The sequence below is a fragment of the Nocardia gipuzkoensis genome (assembly GCF_021183645.1).
In the GTDB taxonomy this organism is placed as follows: Bacteria; Actinomycetota; Actinomycetes; order Mycobacteriales; family Mycobacteriaceae; genus Nocardia; species Nocardia abscessus.
This window is the reverse complement of sequence record NZ_CP089225.1, coordinates 2,348,949-2,372,974: the sequence shown is the minus strand read 5'-3', so window position 1 is coordinate 2,372,974 and position 24,026 is coordinate 2,348,949. Positions and strand designations below refer to the sequence as shown.

At 68.8% G+C, this 24,026-nt stretch carries 25 protein-coding genes; 11 read left to right on the top strand and 14 right to left on the bottom strand.

The genetic code is table 11. The features are described 5' to 3' along the window. Positions 1-27 precede the first annotated feature (27 nt). The 4 genes from LTT66_RS10890 to LTT66_RS10875 all read right to left on the bottom strand — a co-directional run bounded on the left by LTT66_RS10890 (position 28) and on the right by LTT66_RS10875 (position 4,529). The gene (locus LTT66_RS10890; RefSeq protein WP_408638837.1) at positions 28-945 is read right to left on the bottom strand and encodes an aminotransferase class I/II-fold pyridoxal phosphate-dependent enzyme; all 918 of its coding nucleotides are present in this window, start codon (positions 943-945) and stop codon (positions 28-30) included. Between the two features lie 125 nt (positions 946-1,070). Further along, positions 1,071-2,105 carry a 3-oxoacyl-ACP synthase III family protein gene (locus LTT66_RS10885; RefSeq protein ID WP_181722377.1) on the bottom strand — a complete coding sequence of 345 codons (1,035 nt, stop codon included), beginning with the start codon at positions 2,103-2,105 and terminating at the stop codon, positions 1,071-1,073. 19 nt (positions 2,106-2,124) lie between these two features. Next, positions 2,125-2,784 carry an SRPBCC family protein gene (locus LTT66_RS10880; RefSeq protein WP_233066445.1) on the bottom strand — a complete coding sequence of 220 codons (660 nt, stop codon included), beginning with the start codon at positions 2,782-2,784 and terminating at the stop codon, positions 2,125-2,127. Positions 2,785-2,840: 56 nt separating this feature from the next. Continuing rightward, entirely contained in the window at positions 2,841-4,529 is a 1,689-nt protein-coding gene (locus LTT66_RS10875) for a thiamine pyrophosphate-binding protein (protein ID WP_233066442.1), read from the bottom strand. Positions 4,530-4,664: 135 nt separating this feature from the next. Here LTT66_RS10875 and LTT66_RS10870 point away from each other — a divergent pair, with 135 nt between their 5' ends. Further along, positions 4,665-5,195: an EXLDI protein gene (locus tag LTT66_RS10870; RefSeq protein ID WP_195066176.1), complete on the top strand. Its 531-nt coding sequence runs from the start codon at positions 4,665-4,667 to the stop codon at positions 5,193-5,195. Between the two features lie 65 nt (positions 5,196-5,260). Here the strand turns inward: LTT66_RS10870 and LTT66_RS10865 are convergent, their stop codons facing one another. The 3 genes from LTT66_RS10865 to LTT66_RS10855 form a co-directional block, all read right to left on the bottom strand. Beyond that, entirely contained in the window at positions 5,261-6,004 is a 744-nt protein-coding gene (locus LTT66_RS10865) for an anti-sigma factor family protein (protein WP_233066441.1), read from the bottom strand. Further along, positions 6,001-6,486, bottom strand: a complete 486-nt coding sequence (locus LTT66_RS10860) for a sigma-70 family RNA polymerase sigma factor (protein ID WP_181722376.1) — start codon at positions 6,484-6,486, stop codon at positions 6,001-6,003. Before LTT66_RS10860 ends, LTT66_RS10865 begins: the two co-directional genes overlap by 4 nt. 186 nt (positions 6,487-6,672) lie before the next feature. Beyond that, positions 6,673-7,317, bottom strand: coding sequence for a YqgE/AlgH family protein (locus LTT66_RS10855; RefSeq protein ID WP_181722341.1), 645 nt, complete (start codon positions 7,315-7,317; stop codon positions 6,673-6,675). 138 nt (positions 7,318-7,455) lie between these two features. Between LTT66_RS10855 and LTT66_RS10850 the strand changes: the two genes are divergently transcribed. Next, a complete protein-coding gene (locus LTT66_RS10850; protein WP_233066439.1) occupies positions 7,456-8,208 on the top strand; it encodes a lysophospholipid acyltransferase family protein in 753 nt (250 codons plus the stop codon). A gap of 4 nt (positions 8,209-8,212) precedes the next feature. Here the strand turns inward: LTT66_RS10850 and LTT66_RS10845 are convergent, their stop codons facing one another. Then, positions 8,213-8,524: a GNAT family N-acetyltransferase gene (locus LTT66_RS10845; protein WP_181722339.1), complete on the bottom strand. Its 312-nt coding sequence runs from the start codon at positions 8,522-8,524 to the stop codon at positions 8,213-8,215. A gap of 158 nt (positions 8,525-8,682) precedes the next feature. Here LTT66_RS10845 and LTT66_RS10840 point away from each other — a divergent pair, with 158 nt between their 5' ends. Next, positions 8,683-10,269 carry an alpha/beta fold hydrolase gene (locus LTT66_RS10840; protein WP_233066437.1) on the top strand — a complete coding sequence of 529 codons (1,587 nt, stop codon included), beginning with the start codon at positions 8,683-8,685 and terminating at the stop codon, positions 10,267-10,269. A 131-nt stretch (positions 10,270-10,400) separates the two neighbouring features. Then, entirely contained in the window at positions 10,401-11,525 is a 1,125-nt protein-coding gene (locus tag LTT66_RS10835) for a glycerate kinase (RefSeq protein WP_233066435.1), read from the top strand. On the opposite strand, the gene LTT66_RS10830 is transcribed toward LTT66_RS10835, so the two are convergent. Further along, entirely contained in the window at positions 11,522-11,872 is a 351-nt protein-coding gene (locus tag LTT66_RS10830; RefSeq protein WP_408638774.1) for a winged helix-turn-helix transcriptional regulator, read from the bottom strand. The two genes, LTT66_RS10835 and LTT66_RS10830, sit on opposite strands and share 4 nt — an antisense overlap. A 144-nt stretch (positions 11,873-12,016) precedes the next feature. Here LTT66_RS10830 and LTT66_RS10825 point away from each other — a divergent pair, with 144 nt between their 5' ends. From LTT66_RS10825 to LTT66_RS10815, 3 genes are all read left to right on the top strand, one after another. Continuing rightward, positions 12,017-12,892: an NAD(P)-dependent oxidoreductase gene (locus tag LTT66_RS10825; protein ID WP_233066431.1), complete on the top strand. Its 876-nt coding sequence runs from the start codon at positions 12,017-12,019 to the stop codon at positions 12,890-12,892. 167 nt (positions 12,893-13,059) lie between these two features. Then, positions 13,060-13,866 carry an ArsR/SmtB family transcription factor gene (locus LTT66_RS10820; RefSeq protein WP_233069118.1) on the top strand — a complete coding sequence of 269 codons (807 nt, stop codon included), beginning with the start codon at positions 13,060-13,062 and terminating at the stop codon, positions 13,864-13,866. Positions 13,867-14,025: 159 nt separating this feature from the next. Beyond that, entirely contained in the window at positions 14,026-14,472 is a 447-nt protein-coding gene (locus LTT66_RS10815; RefSeq protein ID WP_233066429.1) for a nitroreductase family deazaflavin-dependent oxidoreductase, read from the top strand. A gap of 2 nt (positions 14,473-14,474) precedes the next feature. On the opposite strand, the gene aroQ is transcribed toward LTT66_RS10815, so the two are convergent. Then, complete coding sequence (aroQ, locus tag LTT66_RS10810) at positions 14,475-14,930, bottom strand: type II 3-dehydroquinate dehydratase (protein WP_233066426.1); 456 nt, start codon at positions 14,928-14,930, stop codon at positions 14,475-14,477. A 53-nt stretch (positions 14,931-14,983) separates the two neighbouring features. Then, a complete protein-coding gene (locus LTT66_RS10805) occupies positions 14,984-15,583 on the bottom strand; it encodes a hypothetical protein (RefSeq protein WP_233066423.1) in 600 nt (199 codons plus the stop codon). A 375-nt stretch (positions 15,584-15,958) separates the two neighbouring features. Between LTT66_RS10805 and LTT66_RS10800 the strand changes: the two genes are divergently transcribed. After that, positions 15,959-17,638, top strand: coding sequence for an NTF2-like N-terminal transpeptidase domain-containing protein (locus LTT66_RS10800; protein ID WP_233066420.1), 1,680 nt, complete (start codon positions 15,959-15,961; stop codon positions 17,636-17,638). On the opposite strand, the gene LTT66_RS10795 is transcribed toward LTT66_RS10800, so the two are convergent. The 3 genes from LTT66_RS10795 to LTT66_RS10785 are packed head-to-tail and all read right to left on the bottom strand — an operon-like array spanning position 17,639 to position 20,662. Beyond that, a complete protein-coding gene (locus tag LTT66_RS10795; RefSeq protein WP_233066419.1) occupies positions 17,639-18,010 on the bottom strand; it encodes a DUF3054 domain-containing protein in 372 nt (123 codons plus the stop codon). Between the two features lie 38 nt (positions 18,011-18,048). Then, the gene (locus LTT66_RS10790) at positions 18,049-19,137 is read right to left on the bottom strand and encodes a lysylphosphatidylglycerol synthase transmembrane domain-containing protein (RefSeq protein ID WP_233066416.1); all 1,089 of its coding nucleotides are present in this window, start codon (positions 19,135-19,137) and stop codon (positions 18,049-18,051) included. A gap of 4 nt (positions 19,138-19,141) precedes the next feature. Continuing rightward, positions 19,142-20,662: an adenylate/guanylate cyclase domain-containing protein gene (locus tag LTT66_RS10785; protein WP_181722373.1), complete on the bottom strand. Its 1,521-nt coding sequence runs from the start codon at positions 20,660-20,662 to the stop codon at positions 19,142-19,144. A 142-nt stretch (positions 20,663-20,804) separates the two neighbouring features. On the opposite strand from LTT66_RS10785, the gene LTT66_RS10780 reads away from it, so the two are divergent. From LTT66_RS10780 to LTT66_RS10770, 3 genes are read left to right on the top strand one after another with little or no spacing between them, the layout of a single operon-like run. Further along, entirely contained in the window at positions 20,805-22,100 is a 1,296-nt protein-coding gene (locus tag LTT66_RS10780) for an AI-2E family transporter (protein ID WP_408638773.1), read from the top strand. Continuing rightward, on the top strand, positions 22,060-23,253 hold the full coding sequence (gene macS, locus LTT66_RS10775) for a MacS family sensor histidine kinase (RefSeq protein WP_233066413.1): 1,194 nt from the start codon (positions 22,060-22,062) through the stop codon (positions 23,251-23,253). The genes LTT66_RS10780 and macS overlap by 41 nt, the downstream gene beginning before the upstream one ends. Positions 23,254-23,272: 19 nt before the next feature. Then, complete coding sequence (locus LTT66_RS10770) at positions 23,273-23,938, top strand: response regulator (protein ID WP_233066411.1); 666 nt, start codon at positions 23,273-23,275, stop codon at positions 23,936-23,938. Positions 23,939-24,026 lie beyond the last annotated feature (88 nt).

The window sequence follows — 24,026 nt, the reverse complement described above, 5'->3', positions numbered from 1 at the left end:
CCGCCCGCCTGTTCCGCTGTGCTGCGGTTATGACGTTCCGACAACCGGACCCGATGTGAGCGCCTGGAGGACCGCATTGTCTGCGGAGGGGTCGCCGACGGCGATCCGGGCGCTGCCGTCGGGATAGGACTTCGCGGCGATGCCCGCGCGGCGCAGGGCGGTGCTCGTGCCGGGCCCGGGAATGTAGAGGAAGTTCGCGCGGCTCTCCGGTATCGCGAATCCGCGAGCCACCAGTGCGCCACGGAGCGCGTCTCGCTCCTCGGTGATGCGGAGGGTCCGTGCGGCGAGTTCGGGTTGGGCGGCGTAGGAAGCGGTGACCGCGGCCACCGCCGCGGCGCTCAGCCCGAACGGCAGTTGCAGTTTGCCCACCCGCGCGATCAGCTCGGGCCTGCCGAAGGCGTAACCGATCCGCAGCCCGGCCAAGCCGTACGCCTTCGAGAAGGTACGCAGGATCAGCAGGTTCGGGTGCCCGGCGATGAGGGCCAGCGGGTCGACGCACTCGGCGGCGCCGAGGAATTCGACGTACGCCTCATCGAGGATCACCGGAATCCGGGCGGGCATGCCGGACAGGAACGCCTTCAACTCGTCCGCCGCGATCACCGTTCCGGTGGGATTGTGCGGACGGCACACCACGACCAGTGCGGTGCGCCGGTCGATGGCGCGGCGCATCGCCCGCAGATCCTGGTTGCCCGCCGTGTCCAGCGGCACCGGCACGGCGTCGAGCCCGGTCATCTCGGCCATGATCGGGTACCCGTCGAACGTCGGCGCGCTGTAGAGGATCTCCGCTCCCGGCGTGGTCAGCGTCTGCATGATCTGCAGTGCGACGCCGGTCGCCCCCGAGCCGACCACCACCTGATCCGCCCCCACACCCACATGGCGAGCGATCAGCGACGGCAGCCGACGCGGCAGGAACTCCGGATACCGGTTGGCGTGAGCCAGCGTCATGTGCACGGCCCGCAGCACCGAAGGCAGCGGCGGGTACGGATTCTCGCTGAGCGTGAGGTCGAACCGCGGCGCCACCCGAGGCGCTCGGAGCCGGCGGGAGGGCCGGGTGCCGTCGACGAGCACACTCATCGCGCGGCCCCCCAGCGGACGGCGGCCGCACCCGCGAAGTCGCCCGCGTGCGCGAACGCCGCCATCAGGACCAGCGATCCGTTGGGCAGCCGTCCCGCCCGGTTCTCCACGTCCAGGGTCACCGGGATACCGGCGGCGAACAGATTCCCGCAGGAGTCGAAGGTGTCCGGGTGCCGCTCGGGCGGCAATTCCAGCGCGTCGTGCCAGTTGCGCAGGAACAGCCGGTTCGGCTGGTTGGTGACGAACGTGTCGACGTCGCGCCCGCGCACGCCGATCCGATCGCACACCGCGAGGGCCACTTCCGGAACCAGCCGGTTGCCGCGGGCGAAGACCTTGCTGACCTTCGACTCGGTGAAGCTGACGCACGCTTGGCCCTCGCCCGGCTCCCAGTACTTGCGCTCGCCGCGAGTGGAAAAGTCCATGTCCCCGGCGAATTCGGGATAGGTGCGGCATTCGAGGTCGAGAATCGGCGCGCTGTCGTCCTTACGGAGCAGTCCCACGCCGCAGCCGTCACCCGGCACCGGCGCCTGGGCCAGCTTGCGGATCTCGGTCTGGGTGAACACCGGTCCCGCGCAGTTCTGGGTGGCCACGATCAGCGCGGTGCGGGCGGCGGTGGTCTGCAGGATCATGCGGGCCATCGCCATCATGTGCACGAACGCCGCGCACCCGCCGTTGTGCACGTCGTAGACGAACGTGGGACGGAGGCCGAGCCGTCGCGCCACCTCGGGACCGCAACCGAGCACCGGATTGTCCGGCAGTTGGGTATGGGTGATGAGAACGTCGACTTCGGCGATCGCGTCGGCGCCGTTGCGCTCGATCAGCGGCGCGACGGCGCGTTCGACCATGTCCACCGCGGTCTCGTCGCGGGCCACGTGGTGGCGGCCCTTGGGCGCGCGGAACATGACGTTCTTCGCCATCCGGTCCGAGCGGGAGAACTGGGTGAAGTATTCGGTGCCGACCGGTTCGCCGGGCAGGTAAGAGGCCACGTCTACGAGGCTGACCTGCGGCAGGCCGGGGATGTTCTGGTGCATCGGGGTGATCACTTGCTTCTCACTTCATCCAGTCGGGCTTGACGGGCAGTCCGTGCGCGGCCCGGTACTCACAGATGGCCTTGAGGTTGTCCATCTCCAGTTGGTGACCCGCCGAGAACATCTCCCAGAAGTCGCCGACCCACTCCGGCCGCTGCGGCGGCGCGGTCTCGGGATAGGGGTTCTCGTCGTAGAAGGGGTGCTTGCAGTTCACCCACAGCACCACCGAACCCGGCTTGTCGAACACCACTCGCGCATCGATCACGCGCAGCAGGTAGATCATCCACAGGTGCTTCGACTGGTCCCACGCGCAGTGGTAGTCGACCGTCATCGCGTCGGGATTGGCGACGGTGCGGGTGTAGATCTTGGTATCCGCGCCCAGCCGGTCGTAGGCCAGCCAAAGTCCTGGCTCGTCGGTCTCGGCGAATTCGCGCAGGCCGTAGGTCCACTCCTCCATCGACCGGGGATCGGCGAGGTATTCGTAGACCTCGCGCGGCGGCGCATTGATATACCCCTGCACCGGACAGTATTCGCCGTAGATCTGGTCGTGCGGATACACCGACCGCAGCCTCTCGATGATGATCGGCTCGGTAGCTTCCTTGTCGGAGTTCTCGATACGGAGCACGCCCGGCAACTCTCCTTCCGGAATGTCGCCGAGGGCAGGGAGGGAACTCGTGGTCATGGTGATACTCCTCTTGGCAGGCATGGGCGCGGCACCGTTGCCGGCGAAGCGGGTGTTCATCTGGGGTTCCGGGATTGCTCGACGGTGTTCAGGAACGGCAGGAACGGGGGGATCTCGTCGGGGTCGCATTCGATCGAAAGGAACGACGGCCCTTCGGTTTCCAGGCAGCGGCGCAGCGCGGCGCCGAGATCGCCCACGGTGTGCACCTCGAACGCGGGCAGGCCGGGGAACATCGCGGCGACGCCCGAGCCCAGGTGCGCCGGACGGAATCGGTTGAAGCTGTAGCGATCCCGGTAGTACAGCTGCTCCCTGGTCACGCACATGGCATGCGCGTTGTTGTTCAGCACGACGAAAGTGACCGGCAGGGCATGCTCGATCGCGGTGTGCAACTCCATCCCGTGCATATAGAACGCGCCGTCACCCGCGATGACGACCGTGCGTCGTACGCCATCCGTTCTCGCGTGCCGCGCGAACGCGGACCCGATGCCCGCGCCGAACGCGTAACCCATCCCGCCCATGCCGAGCGCGACCACGAACCGCCCGTCCCGTGGCACCCGGAGGTGGTGCACCACGGCCGCGCCGGTATTGCCCGCGTCGGCGAAGACATCGGTGCCTTCCGGCAAGGAGGCATCGATCGTCTCCACGACATCCCGGTAGCGCAGACCGGGACCGGAGGAGGCGGGCACGCGCAGGGAAGTCGGTGGTTGCGTCGCGGGGACGCGTTCGGGTCCGCGACCGCCGTCCTCCAGTTCGTCGGCGAGGTCGGTGAGCGTCCGCGAAAGATCGGTGCTGGTCGCGTGGATGGCGGGCAGGTACGGCGGCGCGACGCCGATGCTGGCCACCGTGCGTTCGGTGAGCGCGGTCTCCGAGCCCGCGCGGGCTGGGACCGGCAATCGGGTGCCGACCAGCAGGCACAGTGCCGAGGACCGGATGGCCGCCGCGAGTTCGGGATGACCCATGCTGCCCGCGACACCGCAGAAGCCCGGATCGGTGTTGTCGTAGGTGTCCTTCGCGTCCGGCGCTACGCCCACGGCGGCGTCCAGTGCGGTCGCCAAGCGGGCGAGCTCGTCGCGCGCGTCGTCGCGCGCCACCTGATCGCCCGCGATGATCACGATCTTTCCGGTGTGCCGGGCGGTGCTGAGCGCGGCCCGGACGCGGGCGATACCGGCTCGGTCGGATCTGTGTTCTTTGGGGGCCGGACGGAACCGCGCGAGGTCGCCCACGTCGGCCTGCTGCACGTCTTTGGGCAACAGCAGTACCGCCGGGCCGCCGCGCCGGGCGGCGTGCACCGCCCGGTCCAGCTGATCCGGCAGGTCAGCGGCCGATTCCACGCGTGCGCAATAGGTGCTGACCGCGCCGAAGAGGCGGACGGCATCGATGGCGCCCGCGCGTCCGCTGGTGTCCTGGAACGCGCCGTTGCCTTCCAGGAGGGTCGGGGGCTGCCCGACCAGCGCGAGGACCGGCACCCGCGAAGCGAAAGATTCGGCAAGTCCGGCGACCAGATTCATCGCGCCACCGCCCGAGGTCGCCGCGACCACGCCGAGTCCGCCAGTGGTACGGGCGTAACCGTCGGCCATAGTGGCCGCGGAGAACTCGTGTTTGGCGACCACCCCGGTCACGTGGTCCGGCGCGTCGAAGATCGCGTCGTAGAGGTCCTCGATGTTGGCGCCGTCCACTCCGAAGATGTGTCGCACCCCCAGTGCCGAAACCGCTCGCACCAGATAGTCCACGGCCCGAGTCCGCATCGGCCCTCCCTTCCGCTGACGAAATTCGACTGCGTACACCTGTGATATACGTCGTCGGCCGTCAAACGGTTCAAGGGTGGCTGAAGATTCACCCTAGGTGTTGCGTGTACGTATACATCTACGTATAGTTGGAACATGCCCAACAAGACGATCTACGTAGCCGACGACGATCTGCCGCTTTTCCAGCGCGCGCAGGAACTGGTCGGCGGCAACCTCTCGGGGGCGGTGGTCACGGCGCTGCGCCGGTTCATCGAACTCGAAGAGGGCCGACTGGAGGGCCACGACGAGATTGTGCTCAAAGTCGGTCGTGATGGTGTGCGGCAGGTGCGCTTCTCCGGCACCCTGCTCGGGGAATGGCACGACGTCAACGATACGCGGATCGAGCACGTCAAGGTGTATCGCAGCCGCAAGGGCAAGTACGTGATGCACGCCCAGTATTCGAACTGGGACGAATATCCCGCCGACGCGGGTTCGAGTTGGCTGAAGGATTGGAAGGACCCGAAGAGCTGGCGCCGTCTGCTCGGCGTCGGGCAGCAGGACTGGGGTGACTTCATCTTCGTGGTGGTGGATTCCCTCGACGAGTTGAAGGGCCAACTGCCCGACAAGCTCTATCGACGGGTGGCCGACTTGGCCGAGGGGCCGAAGATCGAGGACCTGGACATCTGACCGCCGCGCTCGGCGCGCGAGCGATCCCCCGCTGGACAGTGCCCGGCGGGGGATCGTCCGATCGGTCAGATCGTGCCGGTGAGCAGCACCTTCCCGGTGTTCGCCGTGCGGATCTCGACCGAGCGCACCTGGTCGGGCGTGCCGTCGATGGTCCGGTCGATGGTCAGCTCGGTGCCGGGGCCCGCGGGCCACTCGTCGAGTTTCTGCTGCTGGCCGCTGGTGCTGGTGACGTACAGCGCGAGATCCCAGTTGTAGCGCAACTGCTCCCCCGCGGGATAGCTGCAGGACATCACGAGCCGCGTGCGATCACCCGCGGGGACGAGTTTGAAGCTCGCCGAGACCGGCGTCGGTTCCAGCGGAGTCATCTGACGTTCGACGAACGCCTGCTCGCTGGTGCCCGGCCCCGGTGAGTCGTCCGATCCGGACAGCGAGACGGCGATCGGCACCGCTATCGCCGCAGCGGCCGCGGCCGAGGCCACCGCGATGCCGACCGACGTCCACCCGCCGCGGCGGCGGCGTCGTTCGGCGGCGTCGGCGAGCCGCGGTGGTGGCGGAAGCGAAGGCATCGGCGGTGGAGCCGATTCCGCCGCGAACTCGCCCGCTTGCGCCGGCGGCTCGATCATCGCGGTCGCGATGTCGGTCTCCACGAGGGCGAGCATGCCCGGCAGGCCCGCGAGTTGGGCCACGGCGGCCCGGCAGTCGGGGCAGCCTGCGAGGTGGCTCTCGTACCGGAGGCGCTCGTCGCGGGTGAGGGAGCCGAGCACGTACGCCGCGTCCCACGTGGTGTAGTCGTCGGTGATATCCGTCATTGGTTCGTCACCCCCATCTCCTGTAGTGCCAGGCGCAATGCGCGCATGCCGTAGTGCATCCGGGATTTCACCGTGCCCGCCGGGACATCGAGTTCCTCGGCGATCTGCTGGGTGGACAGTCCCCGGTAGTAGGCCCGCACGATCACCTCGCGGTGGTCGGCGCTGAGCCTGCCGAGGGCGTCGGCGACCAGCCAGCCGTCCAGCGCGCGGTCGGACTGGTCCGGGGTCGCCCGTTCGGGCGGGCTGTCGGTGCGGAACTCGCGCCTGCTGCGGGCGCTGCGGTGCTCATCCACGGCGAGATTGCGCGCCACGGTGAACAACCAGGCCCGCGCCGACGTGGTGGACTGATCCAAGACGTTCGGGCGTTGCCAGGCCCGCAGCAATGTTTCCTGCACGATGTCCTCTGCCCGGCCCCGGTCCCGAACCAGGCCGAGCGTGTACCGCCACAGTGGCGTGGCGTGTTCGCGATAGAGAGCCCGCATCAATTCGTCGGACTGGTCGTCGGGCTGGCCCGTCTCGCCGCGTATCTTGCGCACAACTGGATACCTCTCCGCTCGAATTGCGGGGCCGGTCGGTGGGCGCAGCCGATGAGTCACCCATACTCTCGCCGGTTCAGTTGTCGTGTCTCATGTCGTGTCTCCTTCGGTCCCTTCGAGGAGTACACGGTCTCAGTTGCGTTCGAGTTCAATCGGGTGTGTCGCGAGCAGGGACAGCGGGAGCGGCTGGCGGCGCAGCACGTGCGCCCACAGGTCGGGGCGGCCCGTGCTGATCGGGTCGGACGGCAGTGCCGACAGCACGATCCAGTCGTTGTTCTCCAGCTCCCCTTCCAGTTGCCCGAAGGTCCAGCCCGCGTAGCCCGCGAAGATCCGGATGCCCTCGACGAGCGGAGCGACCCGCTCGGGGTCGGCGTCCAGATCGACCAGGACGACGCGTCCGTCGATGCGGCGCAGGCCGGATACGCCCTCGATCCGCGCGCCCACCCGGACGGTGCCCAGGCACAGCGCGGCGTCGCGTTTCACCGGGCCGCCGATGAACAGCGTGCGTGGCGCCGCGACGGCGTCGGTCCAGCGGGGCAGCACCTCGTGCACCGCGGTGTCACTCGGGCGGTTGAGCACGACCCCGAGACTGCCCGCCTCGTTGTGCTCGATGATGTAGACGACGGTGCGCCGGAAGGTCGGTTCGACCAGTTCGGTGGCCGACACCAGCAGCGTCCCGGCACGAACCACCTGTTCGCCGTGCCGGAAATCGCGTCGCCTACGGTCGCCGTGCCCGCCGCGAGTCTTCCGATCGTCCGGGTCTTCTGCGCGTGCCACTCCGACATCATCGCAGCTGTTCGCTCACAATGCGCCTTCTGCGGCCCACTTCTGTGTTCCGGATTTGCCGAGCCGGAACGCGCACCGGACACCGGAGGCCCAGTTGCGCTGCCGACGTGACCTCGTAGAGTCCAGGTCATGGAACCGCCCGAGGTGCGCCTCGAGAACAGCGACACCGTGTACGACTTCTACCGCGATCATCGCCAGAACCGCCTGAAGGCATGGGGGGCTTACGCCATTCTCGGCCGCCGCTATCACCCGCGCGTCACCTACGCCGATGGTGCCCGTGAAGCGCTTCGCGCGGTGGTCGCGCAAGGCAGGCCGCTGCTGCTCGCGATCAATCATCTCTCCGAGAGCGATCCCTACACCGTGGCCGCGGCCGCCTGGCGCAGCGGACTACGGCGGGTGATCGGCCGGGTGCGCGTGCTGGCCAAGGACGAACTGTTCATCGATCCCGACCAGCGGCGCAAGATCGACATGATGGGCGGCATCCCCGTGTTCCGCGGCAAGGACCACGGCATCCGCGCGGTGAACGCGGCCGGCCAGCGCATGATGGACGTCTGCGCGGAGCGGATGGCCCGCGGCGACGGCATCGCGGTGTTCCCCGAGGGCACCTGCAACGACGTGGACCCCGCCCGCGTGCAGGCGGTGGGCAGCGGCATCGGGCACATCGCGTTCCGCGCGATGAAGCTCGGCGCCGAGCCCGTGCTGGTCTCCATGGCGCTGAGCTACGGACCGCGAACGGTGCGGGCAACGAAGGAGGAGGCCAAGGGGGCCAGTTTCCACTTCGGTGTGCCCGTGCTCGAGCTGCCGCCCCGGCCCGGCGACATCGCCCGGCTGGTGCGCACCGATCTGCAGAAAGCGCTCGACGCCGCCGTCGCGGCGTACTGAACGGCTACTGCGGCAGATTCAGCCGGTCGCGCGCCCAGTGCGGCACCATCTCGAGGTATTCGGGACGGGTCTCGATGAAGTGATGCACCGTCCGGCACATGGGCAGCGTGCCGAGCTTGTCGTCGCGAGTGCTGTTGAGCGCGGTCTCCACCAGGAGCCGCGCATAGCCCTGGCCCTCGTACCGGGGGTAGATCTCGGTGTGCACGAACGCGCGCTCGGAGGCTGTGTCCTGGTATTCGGCGTAACCGGCGATCGCACCGTCGACGTAGATCTCGAAGCGTTCCAGTGCGGTGTTGTTGCTGACCTCGGTCGCCATGGCTCGACGCTACTCTGTGCGCCGTTGTCCCGGTAAATCACACACCGGGCGGGGCGGAATCCCGCCACCGACTTGTCTGTCCCGGCGGGCCTGCGCAGAATGCTCTTGGTCGGGTCCGTCGTCGCGCGCGAGCGGGCAGGCTCGGGGAGGTACGGAACATGATGAGGACACTGCGGGTTTCGCGGGTCGCGGCCACCGTCGTCGCCGTGGGCCTGCTGGGGGGATCGATCGTCACCGGCGGTGCGGAGGCCGCGCCGGGAGTCGTCTTCGGTAAGTGTCCCGAGGGCGCCGTATCCGCCGATCGGGGCGTGCAGTGCGCCGTCGTCAGCGTGCCCATGAACTACGCCGATCCGAACGGCACCGAGATCGAGCTGACCGTCAGCCGGATCGCCGCCACGGGCGAGCGGGAGGGTGTCCTGTTCGCCAACCCCGGCGGCCCCGGTGCGGACGCTCTGGACTTCTGGGCGCGCCGGGTGGAGGTGTTCCCCGCGGCGCTCGCCGAGCATTACGACCGCATCGCCGTCCAGCCGCGTGGATTGCGCTGGGCAACACCGCTGGAATGCGGGGGGACGAAGAACCAGGAAGGTCAACAGGTCTCGTTGGGCGGCGGTAACCGCGACGAGATCAAGAAGGCCTGTGACGCGGCGCAGCCCGGCTACCTGGACACCATCACCACCGAGAACACCGCGCGCGACCTCGACGCGGTGCGCGCCGCGCTCGGTCTGCAGCGGATCGGCTACCTCGGCACGTCCTACGGCACCTACCTCGGCGCGGTGTACGCGGCGCTGTTCGGTGACCGGGTGGACCGAATGATCCTGGACTCCAACGTCAACCCGGACTGGGTGTGGACCGAGGAATTCGCTCAGCAGCAGGTCGCGGGCAAACAGCGCTTGGACGATCTGTTCGCCTGGATCGCCGAACACGACGACGAATACCACCTCGGCGACACCGCCCTGCAGGTCTATCGCAACTGGGTCCGGCTGGCGGCCGCGCAGGGCGGCGGCTGGTACGCCAACCTGACCCCACCGCCCGCCAGCCTCGCCGACCTGCCCGGCGCGCTGCCCGAGCCGCTGGCCGAGATCGCGCGGGACGGCTACACCGGCAGCGTCGAGCAACTCGGCAAAGTGCAGAACCTGTTGCGCACCTTGGTGAGCGGTGGCGTCTCCGCGCAAGTGCCGTTGCTCGGCGCGACCACCGTGGCCACCTACACCCGCGCCTTCTGGCCCACCTTCGCCCGCGCGATGGCCGACGCCGCCGCCGATCCGGCGAACGTGCAGCGCCTGCGGGCCATCGAGGGCGCGACCTCGACCGATCCCACCGGTCGTTTCGTCTTCAGCGCCATCACCTGCAACGAGAACGCCGTGGCAGGCAGGCCGGAGCTGCTCGGCGCCGCGGTCGGCACCATCGCCTCCGGCGGCAACGCCATGGACGCACGGGCCGACCTGGTGCGTTCCGGAATGGCGTGCGGGCTGTGGAAACCCGTGACGAAGCCGGTGCCGATCACCGGTGCCGGGCTGCGCACGCCGCCGTTGGTTCTGCAGAGCCGCCACGACGCGCTGACCAAGTACGAGGGCGGTCCCGCCATGGCCGCGGCACTGGGCGGCGCGCTGGTCGTCGTCGAGGGTGGCGACCACGGAACGTTCGGTCGCGGCAACCCGGCGGTGGACGAGGCCGTGGTCACCTATTTGCGGACCGGAAAGGTCGCGATCACCCAGGCCGCCCAGGCTCCACTGCCCGCGAGCTGAGCGGACTCGGCCCTCCTCCTGAGGCAGGGTGTGGATTTCCACGGTCGCCGGAGGTCAGCGGCTTGCACGACGGTGGCTCGTGGCGGATGGGTCGTGATGCGGCGGGTCCGGTCGCGGCCGACAATGTGGGGATGACGCCGGCATCCACCGCCCGAGTGATCGTCGCTCCGGACAAGTTCAAGGGGTCGCTCGCCGCGCCGGAAGTGGCGGCGGCTCTGGCGGCGGGATTGCGGCGGAGCGCACCGGAGGCCCAGATCCGGCAGGTGCCGGTCGCCGATGGTGGGGACGGCACGGTCGAGGCGTTCGTCGCGGCCGGTTGGACGCGCGTGGAACTGACCGCTCCTGGACCGACCGGCGTGCCGCGCCGCACGTCGTATGCCCGGCACGGTGCCACCGCGGTGGTCGAACTGGCCGCCGTCGTCGGCTTGGCGATCCTGCCCGAGGGGCGGCTCGATCCGTTGCGCGCGAGCACGTTCGGGCTCGGGGTCGTGCTGGCGCACGCGATGGACCACGGGGTCACCGAGATCCTGCTCGGTCTGGGCGGCAGCGCCTCCACCGACGGGGGCGCGGGCATGTTGCAGGCACTCGGCGTCCGCGTTTCGGATGCCGAGGGACAGGAGTTGCCGCGCGGCGGAGTGGTTCTGGCCCGCGCTGCGCGACTGGACCGTTCGGCGCTGCACCCGGGTGTCGCCGGTACGAGGTTCACGCTGGCCTGCGATGTCGACAATCCGCTGCTCGGGCCGACCGGAGCGGCGGCGGTGTATGCGCCGCAGAAGGGTGCGGGGCCCGCCGACGTCGGCGTCCTCGAATCCGCGCTCGCGACCTGGGCGGAACTCGTCGGCCCCGAGTTCGCGCGGCATCCCGGCGCGGGCGCGGCGGGCGGTACCGGGTTCGGCGCGCTCGCCGTGCTGGGCGCGCGGGTGCGCAGCGGCATCGAGGTGGTGCTCGAATTGCTCGATTTTCCCGCCCTGCTCGCGAACGCCACCCTCGTGGTCACCGGTGAAGGTTCACTCGATCGGCAGAGCTTGCACGGCAAGGCGCCGATCGGCGTATGCGCGGCGGCTCGCAAGGCGGATGTGCCCGTGCTCGCGGTGGCGGGCCGCACATTGCTCGCGCCCGACGAGATCCGGGCCGCGGGCTTTTCGGACTGCTACGCGCTCGCCGAGCTGGAACCCGACCCGGAACGCTCGATGGCGCAGGCGGCGGCGCTGCTCGAGCGGGTGGGCGCGCGAATCGCCGCCGAGTGGGTGGGTTAGCTCGCCGACGCCAGAAGGTTCGCGGCCAGTTCGTGCCGGTGCCGATCGCCCCATTCCTCGAGCGGACGCAGCGCCACGGCCAGCTCCTTGCCGAGCGGCGTGAGCGAGTACTCGACCCGGGGCGGAACCTCGGGATAGACCTCGCGATGCACCACGCCGCTGGACTCCAGCTGGCGCAGGTTCTCGGCGAGAACCTTCTCGCTGACTCCGTCGAGCAGCCTGCGGATCTGGCCGAAGCGCTGGGGGCCGGTGCCGAGCACCCACATCAGGTGCATCTTCCACTTGCCGCCGACGACATCGATAGCGACCGTCATGCCACATACATCGTGATCCGCGTCACTGTTCATGCCCACCGCGCTCCTTTGACCTCGTTTCGAACCTCGAGGTAAGCAACCGCACCTCGACGTTCGGTCTTCCCGACTCTACCTGCGAGAACGACGATGGATTCCGGCGCCGACCCGAACATCCAACGAGAACCGAAGGGACCCATCATGTCCGAGCAGACCACCGCCCGTGCTGTCTCCGTCGTCGGCCTGGGGCCGATGGGGCAGGCGATGGTCCGGGCCTTCCTGGACGCCGGCGTCGAGGTGACGGTGTGGAACCGCAGCCCCGAGAAGGTCGACGCCATGGTCGAACTCGGCGCGAAGCGCGCCGCGACCGTCGCCGACGCGCTCGACGCCAACGAGGTCACCGTACTCAGCCTCACCCACTACGCGGCCATGTACGACGTGCTCGGCCAGGCGACCGGCCACCTGAAGGGCAAGGTGATCGCGAATCTGTCCTCCGATTCGCCGGAGAAGGCGCGCAAGGGCGCGGAGTGGGTTCGCTCGCACGGCGCCCAGTTCCTCTCCGGCGGCGTCATGTCGGCGGGGGACAATATCGTGCACCCGGCGTCCTACATCTTCTACAGCGGTCCCCGCGAGGTCTTCGACGCGCACGCCGAGCTGCTGCGACCGTTGAGCCCGCAGGAATACCTCGGCGAAGACGACGGTCTGGCACAGGTCTTCTACCAGGGCCTGCTGACCATCTTCCATCCTTGGTTGCTCGCCTTCGACCAGGCCACCGCGATGATCGACCGCGCCGGTCACGACATCGCCGCGTTCGTGCCGTTCGCGATCCGCTCGGCCGCCGCCTTCCCCTACTTCATGGAGGAGTTCTCGGTCGCCAACCAGAACGGCGGCTGGGCTTCGCTGGCCAGTCTGAAGATGATGGACGCGGGCGCGCAGCACGTCATCGACGCGAGTGAGGAAGTCGGCGTCGACGCCGTTCTCTCGCACGCCGCCCAGGCGCTCTGGCGTAAAGCCATCGCCGCCAGCGAGGAGGCCGGGACACCCGTTTCCACCTACGCCCTCCTTCGCAATCCCTGACCTCCGATCCCGGATCTGACCTCGCAGAGCCGGTGGGTTCCACGCACGTAGGTGCGGAAACCACCGCCTTTGCGAGGTCGGTTCGATTTCAGGGGTTGATATGCAGCTATGTGGCTGCCTATTGTGGCAATAGGCAGCCAGAAGGCTGCACGTTGGGAAGGTGGGCGATGGACGAGGTGTTTCGAGCACTGGCCGACCCGAGCAGGCGGCGGTTGCTGGACAGCCTGAACGCCCGCAATGGGCAGACGCTGCGGGAGTTGTGCGCCGGGCTGGCGATGGCCCGCCAGTCGGTGAGTAAGCATCTCGCGGTACTGGAGACGGCCAACCTCATCACCACCCGGCGCAGCGGCCGGGAAAAGCTGCATTACCTCAATGCCGAGCCGATCAAGGCCATCGCCGACCGCTGGATCAACCGGTACGACCGCGCGCGGGTGAACGCACTCGCCGACCTGAAGCGAGCACTGGAGGAAGAACCCATGGGCGACAACGCATTCGTCTACACGACCTACATCAGGACCACTGCCGAGAAGCTGTGGCAGGCGCTGACCGATCCGGCGTTCACCAATCGCTACTGGGGCGCCGGCTTCGACACGGACTGGCGTCCGGGCTCGGAAATGGTCTGGCATCAGCAGGACTGGACCAGCAAGGACCCCGAACAAGTCGTCCTCGAAGCCGATCCCTACCGCCGCCTCTCCTACACCTGGCACACCTTCGACCCGGCCTTCGCCGCGACTTTCGAGATGAACCCCGACGACGTCGCGGCTTGGGCGCGCGAGCCGCGATCGAAGGTGACGTTCGAGATCGAGCCCCAAGGCGAGATCGTCAAACTAACGGTCGTGCACGACGGCTTCGAGCCCGGAAGTCCGGTGCTGGAAGGAATCAGCGGCGGCTGGCCCGGCATCCTGTCCAACCTGAAAACGCTGCTGGAGACAGGGCAACCGTTGCCGGACCCGGCCCCGGTTGTGAACTCATGATCAACGGCACGTGGTCGAGGACTCGCTCGCGGAATGCGCACGAGAAGTGTTCGCACGATCGCGGGCAGGCCCATTAACAGAGAGCAGTGCTCTTGACTTCATCGCACACTCCGTGGAACACTTCTCTCTATAGAGAGCAGTGCTCACAAAGGAGTTGTCATGGACCTCAGTACCCGCTACATCGGCCCCGCCGGATTCGACGCGATCTTCAACCGGATCGCCAATCTGCTGCCCAAGCTGGGCATCAGCGTGATGGGGTCGCGGCTGCTCGCGGTACGCGGGCGCAAGAGCGGGGAGTGGCGCACGACGATGGTCAATGTGATGGTGCGGGAAGACGGCGAACGCTTCCTCGTCGCGCCGCGTGGGCACACGCAGTGGGTGCGCAACCTCCGCGCGGCGGGCGGGGGCGAGTTGCGGCTCGGACGCAAGGCCGAGACGTTCACCGCCACCGAGGTGGCCGATGCCGACAAGGTGCCGCTGCTGCGCCTCTACCTGAGGAAGTGGGGCTGGGAGGTCGGCAGATTCTTCGAGGGCGTGACCAAGGACGCCACCGACGAGGAACTCGCCGCTATCGCGCCGGGTTTTCCGGTCTTCCAGCTGCGGTGAACTCAGGCCGAGCGGGCCAGGAATTCGACGGCGGCGGCGTAACCCTGGATGCCCATTCCCGCGACCACCGCGGTCGCGATCGGAGAGATGTAGGAGTGGTGCCGGAACTCCTCGCGGGCGTGCACATTGCTGATGTGCACCTCCACGATGGGAAGCTCCGGGATCACCAGCGCGTCCCGGAGCGCCACCGAGGTGTGGGTGAGGCCGCCGGGATTGATCACGATGCCCGACTCGGCGCCGCGCGCCTGATGGATGCGATCGATGAGCGCGCCCTCGGAATTGGACTGGAAGGCCACGATCTCCCGGTCGAACCTCGCCGCGGTCCGCTTGCACAACTCCACGACGTCGTCCAGGGTGGCCGACCCGTACACCTCCGGCTGCCGGGTGCCGAGCATGTTGAGGTTCGGGCCGTTGAGAACCAGGATCGGGCCCGGTGTCGCGTCCGAGGTCACAGCCATGCACGGCAAGATACCGCGCCGTACCGCGCCGCCTCGACCGGGCCCGGCCTGGCTTACAGCCCCTGCGGACCTTCCGAGCGCAGGTCGTCGACCTTGCGCATGGCCTCGCGCAGTTCCTCCAGCCACGTCTCCGCGTGCTTGCCCGCCAGCTTCACGGTCCAGGCCAGCGCGTCGGCGCGGGAACGGGCCACACCGGCATCGACCAAGGTGTCGAGGACCTTGCGTTCCGGCTGACGCAGGCGGGTCATGACGGGAACGGCCAGGTGGGTGAACAGGGTCCGTTCCCCGTCCACGGAGACGCCCCAGGCCACATTGCGCCGGTAGCGGTGCTGCGCTTCGTTCGCGATCTGCATCCGGGCGGGCCGGGTGGACTCGCGGAACCGGGCCACCGCGCCCTCCTTGGTCGCGCGCGGCACTTCGTCGGCCGGGGCCTCGGCCTCGTCGGTGGCCTGCTTCTCCGGTTGCGGGATCGGCAGCTCACCGATGACCACGATCTCGTCCCGGTCGATCTCGATCACCGGCGGACCGGTGAACCAGTCACTGGGCAACCTTCCGGCGAACCAGTCGGGCACGTCCGAGGGGTCCGGCAGGTCGGCCTGCTGCCAGCCGCCCGTGCGACCGAAACCCCGGCCGCCGCGGTGTGTGTTTCTCATGGTGGGTCACCTACTTACCGTGGTGCGTTGCTTTCATTGATTACAAGATTACTTCGCAACTCGGTACGCGGGTTCCGCTCTGTGCGAACAGGGGTCCGATTGCTTCGATCCGCACGCTTCGGGGTATTTATTGATTCGAAACGTCGACTGCGGTAGTAACCGCGCGACTTTTCGGGAAGGCCGGTACGGTAGCGGCGCCGGTTGCCGCCGACCGGCTGGACGATGATCATGAAAGGCCACCCGAGATGCGAGATCCCGGGGCAGAATTGGGATGCTGAGCATGGGTAACGTCCGCGCTACGGAGGCATCGCGGTCTGGTCTTTTTCGGGTACGGTGGTCTTGTTACTGGAGTGACAAGAGTGAAGAGTGGGCGACATGGACGTGTGGGGATCCCGCCGCTTTCGTGTTCGCGGCGCAATGGCACTCATGGGGGTGGCGGCGCTCGCGCTCGGGATCGGGTCGTGCGGGATACACGAGAAGCAGAACGAAGCCGAAGCGGTCGTAGAGCGCTTCACGGATCTGCTCGACGATCAGGACTACACGAAGGCGGCAGACCTGACGTCGTACCCTACTGCGGCCTCGGCAACCCTCAAGCAAATGTTCAGCGGCCTGCAGAGCGGCGAGGTCGACTACCGCAAGACCCAGTTCATCGGTCTGGACGCGCAGTCCGCGATCTTCAGCATGGACGTCGAATGGAGCTTCGGCGAGCGGAAGAACTGGAACTACAGCGTGCAGGGCAACGTGCGCAAGCTGGCCATCGGCTGGCGGATCTCCTGGGAGCCCGCGGTCGTGATGCCGCAGCTCGCGCACAACCGGACGGTGCGGCTGGCGCGCACCTACCCGACACCGGCGCCGCGGGTCAACGACATCGCCGGTGAGCCGTTGATGACCGAGCAGGTGATCAACGTCGTCAAGCTCGATCCCGCCAAGATGCCCGACCCGGTCGCGTCGACCGACGCGCTGGCCAGGGCCATCGAGCCGGTCGCGCCGCTGATCACCGGTCCGGCGCTGATGCAGCAGCTGGCCACATCACAGGGCAAGCCGATCGTCGCGGTGAATCTGCGCGAGGGCGACTTCGCGATCCTGGAACCGCGGATGGCGCCGATTCCCGGTGTGGTGATGGAGAAGCAGCCGCGCCTGATCTCCGCCGACCGCCGGGTCTGGTCGCCGATGCTGGACGCACTGCGCAAGGTGCAGCAGGAGAGCCAGGAGGCGCATTCCGGATGGGGCGTCCAGCTGTTCGAGCAGGACGGGCGGTTCATCACCCAGCTCGCCGGTCAGCAGGGGCCGCCGGGACCGGATATCGCGGGCACGATGGACCAGCGCTTACAGCGTGCCGCCGAGGACGCCGTGGTCAGCGTGGCGACGCAGGCCTCCATCGTGGCGATCCAGCCGTCCAGCGGAGCGGTGGTCGCGGTCGCGCAGAACAGCCAGGCCAGTGAGCACGGCTCGGTGGCGTTCACCGGGCTGTATCCGGTGGGCGGCAACATGGAGCTGTTCCGCGCCGTCGCGGCGTCGGCGAAAGGCAAGGCGCCGCAGGACGTCTCCGTGCAGGACGTGGCCGAGGCGGCGACCGCGCTCGGCGTCGGCATCGACTTCAAGGTGCCGGGGCTGGACGAGGTGACCGGCCGCCTGGCCACCGCGGGGCGCAGCGCCGAGCAGGTACTCCAGGGCGGTGGCTCGGACGCCGTGCTGGCCAGCCCGTTCGGCATGGCCATCGCCGCGGCGACGATCGTGCGCGGTACGGTGCCGCCGCCGATGATCGAGGCCGGACGCCCGAGCGCCACCGATGCCAAGCTCGACCCGCTGCCACCGCAGACCGCCGACCGGTTGCGCGGCATGCTGCGCGACGCGGCCAACACGCCGGAGCTGGCGAGCGTGCGCCGCTACCGGGACGTCGACGCGTTCGCCGCGACGGCGGGCCCGGACGGGTGGCTGATCGGGTCGATGGGCGATCTGGTCTTCGCGATCCACATCAACGACGTGGACAGCAAGGACGCGACGGCGCGGATGGCGGCCAGGATGCTGCAGGCGCTGGCCACTCCGGAACCGTGATCACCGCACGGCTTTGTGCACCGCGCGCCAGCCGAGCAGGAATACGGCCAGCACCACCCCGGCGACCAGCACGAAGCTGACCGCCGTGCCCTGACCGCTGACCACGCGCAGCAGCATGCCCCCGACCAGGGTGCAGGCCCAGACCACGACCCCGCTGGGCCACAGGGCGGTGATGTCGAACCGCGCGTCGCCCGCGGCGGCGCGCGACCTGAGCCACACCACGACGAGCCAGCCCGCCACCAACCCTGTCGCGAACGGCCACACGGTGCGCAGCAGTCCGGCGAGCACCGCCTCGTCGTGACTGCGTCTGCCGATCGCGCAGAACACGACCACGAGCAGCGCATCGACCAGGAACGGCCACAGTTTCCTCACGCGGGCCAGCGTAACGGGAGCCGAGGCGCGGCCGGCGGTCACAGCCGCCGCTGCTCGAATTCCTTCTCGAACTCCGCGTCGTCGGCCTGCGGGGTGCGGAACAGGAACAGGAAGACGATCCAGCCCACGATCGCGACCAGGATGAAGCTCACCATCCGATAGACGAATGCCGCCGCGACCGCCTGCGCGGCGGGCAGGCCCGCCGCCGCGGTGAGACCGTAGATCAGCGTCGCGTCGACGTAGACGATGCCGCCGGGCGCGAACGGGATGGATCCGACCGCCTTGCCGACGGCGAACGCGAGCAGCAGTCCGGCGATGCGCGGATCGGCGCCGACCGCGTAGCAGGCCGCGCCGAGACAGGCCACGTCGGCGAAACGGTGCACCAGCGCCCAGAGCGTGACCAAGACGCCGTCGCGCTTGCCGAGCTCTACCGATTCCAGCTGGTCGAGCACGTCGGCGATCTTGTTCACGCCGTGGTCGGGCGGGCGTTTGCGCACCCGGTTGGCGAGCGCCAGCAGTTTGCGCAGCAGCGCCTCGAGCGAACCGGGTTTGCGCGAGACGTGATTGCCCGCCCACACCAGGGCAACCACGGCGGCCAGCGAGAGGATCAGCTTCAGCGGGCCGACTCGCCCGCCCGCCAGCAGCGTGCCGCCGACGCCGAGCAGCGCCAGCCCCACCGCGGCGACCACGCCGGAGAACACCAGCTGCCAGGAGGCGACGATCGGACTCGCGCCCCAGCGCCTGGTCTGCCGATAGGTGAACGCGGTGGAGAACACCTGGCCCGCGGGCAGCGTCACCGACATCGCCGTCGCGCCGTAGACCACCGCGACGGACCTGCGCTGACTCACCGCGACACCGCCCGCGCTGAGCAACTGTTTCTGCACCCTGGCGAAGCCGCTCATCGACAACGCCTGCAGCCAGATCGCGGCCGCGAGCCAGCCCCAGTGGATCTCGGTGAGCTTGCGCCAGGATTCGTGCAAGCGCGGCCAGAGATACACGCCCTCGGCGATCAGCAGGGCCAGCAGGGCGGCCCCCAGCACCCATTTCACCCAGCGGAATCTGCCACGGCGGGAACCCGCCGTGGGCGGCGGCGCAGGATCTCCTGCCAGTTCCCCGTCGGCCGTCACGCGGTCAGCCTAACGAACGCGCCGTTTCGACATCGGTATCGTCGGGCGCGTCGGCCCGTTCTCGTGGCCAGGCCAACAGCGTTTTCCTGCGTCTGCCGCGCAGCTGCACCTCGTCGCCGGTCTCCCACTGGTCCTGCTCGCTTTCCTCGGCGAAATACAGCGCGCTGCCGGAGGCAAGCGTCCGTCCGGGACGTTCTTTGGCCAGTTCGGTGAGACGGGACGCCTCGTTGACCGGATCTCCGATCACCGTGTACTCGAAGCGGTTGGCGGCGCCGATGTTCCCCGCGACGGCCAAGCCCGCGGAAACGCCGATTCCGATGTCCAGGCCGGGGACTTCCCGGAGGGTCTCGCGCAGTTCGCGCGCGGCGGCGAGCGCGGCGGTCGGCGCGTCCGGCCGGTCCAGCGGGGCGCCGAAGATGGCCAGCGCCGCGTCACCGACGAATTTGTTCACGAAGCCGTGATGGCGGTCGATCACATCGACCACGATGCGGAAGAACTCGTTGAGCAGGCTCACCACCTCGGTGGGCGGGCGCTCCGCGGCGGCGGCGGTCGAGCCGACCATGTCGACGAACAGCACCGCGACGAACCGGGTCTCGCCGCCGAGTTCGGTGCCGTAGTCCAGCGCCCGCTGCGCCACCTCCTCGCCGACGTGCTGGCCGAACAGCTCCTGCAGCTGGCGGCGCTTGGCGGCCTCTTCCATCATCCGGTTGAAGCCGACCTGCAGCAGGCCGATCTCGCTGCCGTCGAAGACCTCGACCTGCACGTCGCGCGCCCCGGCCTGGACCCGGTCGATGGCCTGGCTGAGCTGGCGCACCGGGTCGGAGATGCTCGAGCCGGTGAGCATGGACAGCGCGAGGGCCTGCATGATCACCACTCCGCACAGCAGCAGGATGGAGATGGCCAGCGACTGCGCGGAGAACTTCACGTCCGAGGAGATCTGGGTGACGCACAGCAGCACGATCGCGATGGTGGGCGCGAAGGTGCCCATGCCCCAGGTCATCGCCATCCTGGTGCCGACGCCGGGGGTGAGGGTGTGGTCGAAGGTGCCTTCGGTCAGCGCCTGGGCCGCGACCGGACGCAGGATGCGTTCGCCCAGCATGTAGGTGAAACCGAACACGATGGTCGCGGCCATGCATTCGGTGACGATGACCGCGCCTGCCAGGGCGGGAGTGTCCTTGATGATCAGGGTGGCCAGCACGGCTCCGCCGATCAGCCACAGCGCGAGATGCAGGATCGCCTGGCGCAGCGGCGCGTGCAGCGCGGCCATCTGCTCCTGGCGGCTCGGCGGTCCGCCGCGCATCTGCCAGCGCATCACCGGGCGCAGCATCAACGCGGAGGCGGCCATGCTGAGCAGGCCGCCGGTCACGAAGACCACGGCCGGGATGAGCAGGCCGGCGCGCCTGGCACCGGAGGGCTCGCCCTCGGGGACGGGTAGTCCGTACTGGATGAAGGCCCACAACAGAACCGCGCCGAAAGCGTTCGCCAGCAGCATCGATGTCAGGTACAGCGGCCAGCGCGTTCGCATGGTCTGTTTGACCGCTTCCAGAGGCGCTGACACGGGTCCAATCTAGCGTTTCGATCATGTCGGCATGTCCGGGGCGCTGGCCGCCGGTCGTGCCGCCGCTGATCGCGGACGGGGTTCGGCCGAGCCGGTTAGGCTCACGAAGGTGACCGACCCGAAGTCAAGTCCAGAGCGGAGAATCACGCTGGCACGGCCCGCGGCGGATACGGTGCATCCCATCGTCCGGGTGTCGGCGGAGTGGGGCTGGCGGCTGCTCGTGCTGTTCGCGCTGGCGATAGCGGTCACCGCGATCGTGCAGAAGCTGGCCACCGTGGTCATCCCGCTGGCCATCGCGCTGCTCGCGGCGGCCCTGCTCGCACCGCTGGTGGACTGGATGCAGCGCCTGGGCGTGCCGCGCGGGGTGGGTGTCTTCGTGGCGCTGGTCGGGTCGATCGGCGTGGTCGCGGGCATCATGACCTTCGTCGTCGAACAGTTCGTCGCCGGTGTGCCGCAGCTGTCGAACAAGTTCACCGACAGCATCCATCAGATCCAGGACTGGCTGATCAACGGCAGGCTGCATCTGAGCAACGAGCAGATCCGCAACGCGGGCGACGCCATCGTCAAGGCGATCCAGTCCAATCAGGACAGCTTGACCAGCGGGGCGCTCACCACGGCCACCGTGATCACCGAACTGCTCACCGGCACCTTCCTGACGCTGTTCATCCTGATCTTCTTCCTCTACGGCGGCGACCAGATCTGGGAGTTCGTCACCAGGATCGTGCCCACCGACCACCGGGAGCGGGTGCGCACCGCCGGGCAGCTCGGGTTCGGCACGCTGGTCGGATTCGTCCGCGCGACCGTCGTGGTCGCCGCGGTGGACGCCATCGGCATCGGGGCCGGGCTGGCCATTCTCGGGGTGCCCTTGGCGCTTCCGCTGGCCTCGCTGGTGTTCATCGGCGCGTTCATCCCGATCATCGGCGCGTTTCTGGCCGGGTTCATCGCGGTGTTCATCGCGCTGGTGACCAAAGGGTTGGTCACCGCACTGATCGTGCTCGGCATCATCATCGCGGTCATGCAGCTCGAGGGCCATGTGCTGCAACCGCTGCTGCTCGGACGGGCGGTCAGCATCCATCCGCTCGCCGTGGTGCTGGCGATCACCGCGGGCCTGGTGATCGGGGGGATCGCGGGCGGTCTGCTCGCGGTGCCGCTCGTCGCGGTGATGAACACGGCGATCCGGTCATTGCTGGAAAGTCCCGAGGAGTTGTACGAGGAACTACAGACCGGCGACGACCATCGCGGGCTGTATTCGGCGGATCCGGATCGACCCGATCCCGGCCGGTTCGACCTGGCCGCGACGCTCATGGAGGCGTCGCAGAAGCGGGCGGTGGAGCGGAAAGCGGTGCAGCAGAAAGCGGAGTCCGATGACGGCGCGCAAGCCGCCGACGGCACGGCGAAGGACTGAGCTGCGCTCGGCCGACGTGGCGACCACACCGCTGTGGCGGGCCGCCCAGGCGCTGCGGCTGGTCACGCTGCTGTACGCGGTCGGTCAGCAGGTCGCCTCGGTGCCGTACTACACGAACCAGCGGTTGAGCTGGGTGCTCGTCGCTCTGATGGCGGTGTGGTCGGGCGCTTCGGCGATCATGCTGTCGCAGTGGCGTTTCCCCGAGGTGGCCCGGCTGCGCACCTGGGTGGTGATCGGCGACCACGTGGTCGTGATCGGACTGATGGCCGCCACGCGGCTGGTCGCCGATTACGGGTGGTACCACGGGCATCAGACGCTGCCGACCACGCTGTGGGCCACCAACGCGGTGATCGGCGCGGCGATCCTGCGCGGACCGTTCGCGGGCGTGCTGTCCGGCGCACTGATCGCCGCGGTGTCGTTGACCGTGCGCGATCAGTGGGGTGAGGACGTGTGGACGGATGCGACGGTGCCGGTGCTCGTGTCGGTGGGTCTGGCGCTCGGCTTGGCCGCGAACACCGCGCGCCGCGCCCAGGACCAACTGGAGCGAGCGGTGCGCCTGACCGCGGCGGCCGAGGAGCGTGAACGGCTTTCCCGGGAGGTGCACGACGGGGTGTTGCAGGTGCTCAGCTACATCAAGCGCCGTGGCAGCGAGATCGGCGGCCCCACCGAGGAATTGGCCCTGCGCGCCGGTGAGCAGGAGGTGGCGCTGCGCGTGCTGATCACCGAGCAGGCCGATCACCGGGACGTGGGCGGAGCCGAGGTCGACCTGCGGCCCTTGCTGACCGCGCAGTCCACGCCCACGGTGTCGGTGTCCACGCCGGGCGATCCGGTACGGGTCGGCCGCTGGATGGCGAACGAGATCGCCTCGGCCGTGGCGACGGCGCTGTCCAATGTGGCACTGCACGCCGGACCCGATGCTCGGGCATATGTGCTGTTGGAGGACACCGGCGACGAACTGGTGATCAGTGTGCGCGACGACGGCGTCGGCATCCCGCCGGGACGATTGGCCGAGGCGGAAGCCGAAGGACGGATGGGGGTTTCCCGGTCCATCGTCGGGCGGATCGCCGCCCTGGGCGGCAGCGCGGACCTGCTCACCGAGATCGACGGCGGGGTCGGGTTCGGTACCGAATGGGAATTCCGGGTGCCGAAATGAGCGTAGACGGGAGACACGGATGACGGACCGAGCGGCCGGTTCCATTTCGGTGATGGTGGTGGACGACCACCCGATGTGGCGGGACGGCGTCTCCCGCGATCTCACCGAGGCCGGATTCCAGGTGACCGCCACGGCCGACGGGGTCGGCTCGGCGGCCAGGCGCGCCGCGGCGGTGCGCCCGGACGTGGTGCTGATGGACATGCAACTGCCCGACGGCAACGGAGCGCAGGCCACCGCCGAGGTACTGGCGGTGTCACCGCAGACCCGGGTGCTGGTGCTGTCGGCGTCCGCCGAACGCGACGACGTGCTCGACGCGATCAAGGCGGGCGCCTCGGGTTACCTGGTCAAAAGCGCGTCGGCGGCCGAGCTCATCGCTGCCGTGCACGCCACCGCCGCCGGTCAAGCGGTGTTCACGCCCGGCCTGGCGGGCCTGGTGCTCGGCGAATACCGGCGAATGGCGACCGCGCCCGCGCGACCCGACGAGCCGCACCGGCCCGCGCTCACCGAGCGCGAGACCGAGGTCCTGCGGATGGTGGCGAAAGGACTGTCCGCGAAGCAGATCGCGGCGCGGCTGGGTCTGAGCCATCGCACGGTGGAGAACCATGTGCAGGCGACGTTGCGCAAACTGCAGCTGGCGAACCGGGTCGAGTTGACCCGCTACGCCATCGAACAGGGGCTGGAATAGCCCACGCGAACCCCCCGAATCAGGGATCGCCCTGATGCGGCCGTGGCCGCGCGCTCGGTAACCTCGAACGTATGGGCGGCCCCGAATC

Coding starts and splice junctions, on each gene's coding strand:
- LTT66_RS10865 (WP_233066441.1), bottom strand. CDS start 6,004: ATGACGGATATCACCGACGACTACACCACGTGGGACGCGGCGTACGTG.
- LTT66_RS10875 (WP_233066442.1), bottom strand. CDS start 4,529: ATGCGGACTCGGGCCGTGGACTATCTGGTGCGAGCGGTTTCGGCACTG.
- LTT66_RS10840 (WP_233066437.1), top strand. CDS start 8,683: ATGATGAGGACACTGCGGGTTTCGCGGGTCGCGGCCACCGTCGTCGCC.
- LTT66_RS10785 (WP_181722373.1), bottom strand. CDS start 20,662: ATGCGAACGCGCTGGCCGCTGTACCTGACATCGATGCTGCTGGCGAAC.
- LTT66_RS10835 (WP_233066435.1), top strand. CDS start 10,401: ATGACGCCGGCATCCACCGCCCGAGTGATCGTCGCTCCGGACAAGTTC.
- LTT66_RS10870 (WP_195066176.1), top strand. CDS start 4,665: ATGCCCAACAAGACGATCTACGTAGCCGACGACGATCTGCCGCTTTTC.
- LTT66_RS10830 (WP_408638774.1), bottom strand. CDS start 11,872: ATGAACAGTGACGCGGATCACGATGTATGTGGCATGACGGTCGCTATC.
- macS (WP_233066413.1), top strand. CDS start 22,060: ATGACGGCGCGCAAGCCGCCGACGGCACGGCGAAGGACTGAGCTGCGC.
- LTT66_RS10800 (WP_233066420.1), top strand. CDS start 15,959: ATGGACGTGTGGGGATCCCGCCGCTTTCGTGTTCGCGGCGCAATGGCA.
- LTT66_RS10805 (WP_233066423.1), bottom strand. CDS start 15,583: ATGAGAAACACACACCGCGGCGGCCGGGGTTTCGGTCGCACGGGCGGC.
- LTT66_RS10890 (WP_408638837.1), bottom strand. CDS start 945: ATGACGCTGGCTCACGCCAACCGGTATCCGGAGTTCCTGCCGCGTCGG.
- LTT66_RS10850 (WP_233066439.1), top strand. CDS start 7,456: ATGGAACCGCCCGAGGTGCGCCTCGAGAACAGCGACACCGTGTACGAC.
- LTT66_RS10860 (WP_181722376.1), bottom strand. CDS start 6,486: ATGCGGGCTCTCTATCGCGAACACGCCACGCCACTGTGGCGGTACACG.
- aroQ (WP_233066426.1), bottom strand. CDS start 14,930: ATGGCTGTGACCTCGGACGCGACACCGGGCCCGATCCTGGTTCTCAAC.
- LTT66_RS10825 (WP_233066431.1), top strand. CDS start 12,017: ATGTCCGAGCAGACCACCGCCCGTGCTGTCTCCGTCGTCGGCCTGGGG.
- LTT66_RS10845 (WP_181722339.1), bottom strand. CDS start 8,524: ATGGCGACCGAGGTCAGCAACAACACCGCACTGGAACGCTTCGAGATC.
- LTT66_RS10815 (WP_233066429.1), top strand. CDS start 14,026: ATGGACCTCAGTACCCGCTACATCGGCCCCGCCGGATTCGACGCGATC.
- LTT66_RS10880 (WP_233066445.1), bottom strand. CDS start 2,784: ATGACCACGAGTTCCCTCCCTGCCCTCGGCGACATTCCGGAAGGAGAG.
- LTT66_RS10770 (WP_233066411.1), top strand. CDS start 23,273: ATGACGGACCGAGCGGCCGGTTCCATTTCGGTGATGGTGGTGGACGAC.
- LTT66_RS10820 (WP_233069118.1), top strand. CDS start 13,060: ATGGACGAGGTGTTTCGAGCACTGGCCGACCCGAGCAGGCGGCGGTTG.
- LTT66_RS10885 (WP_181722377.1), bottom strand. CDS start 2,105: ATGCACCAGAACATCCCCGGCCTGCCGCAGGTCAGCCTCGTAGACGTG.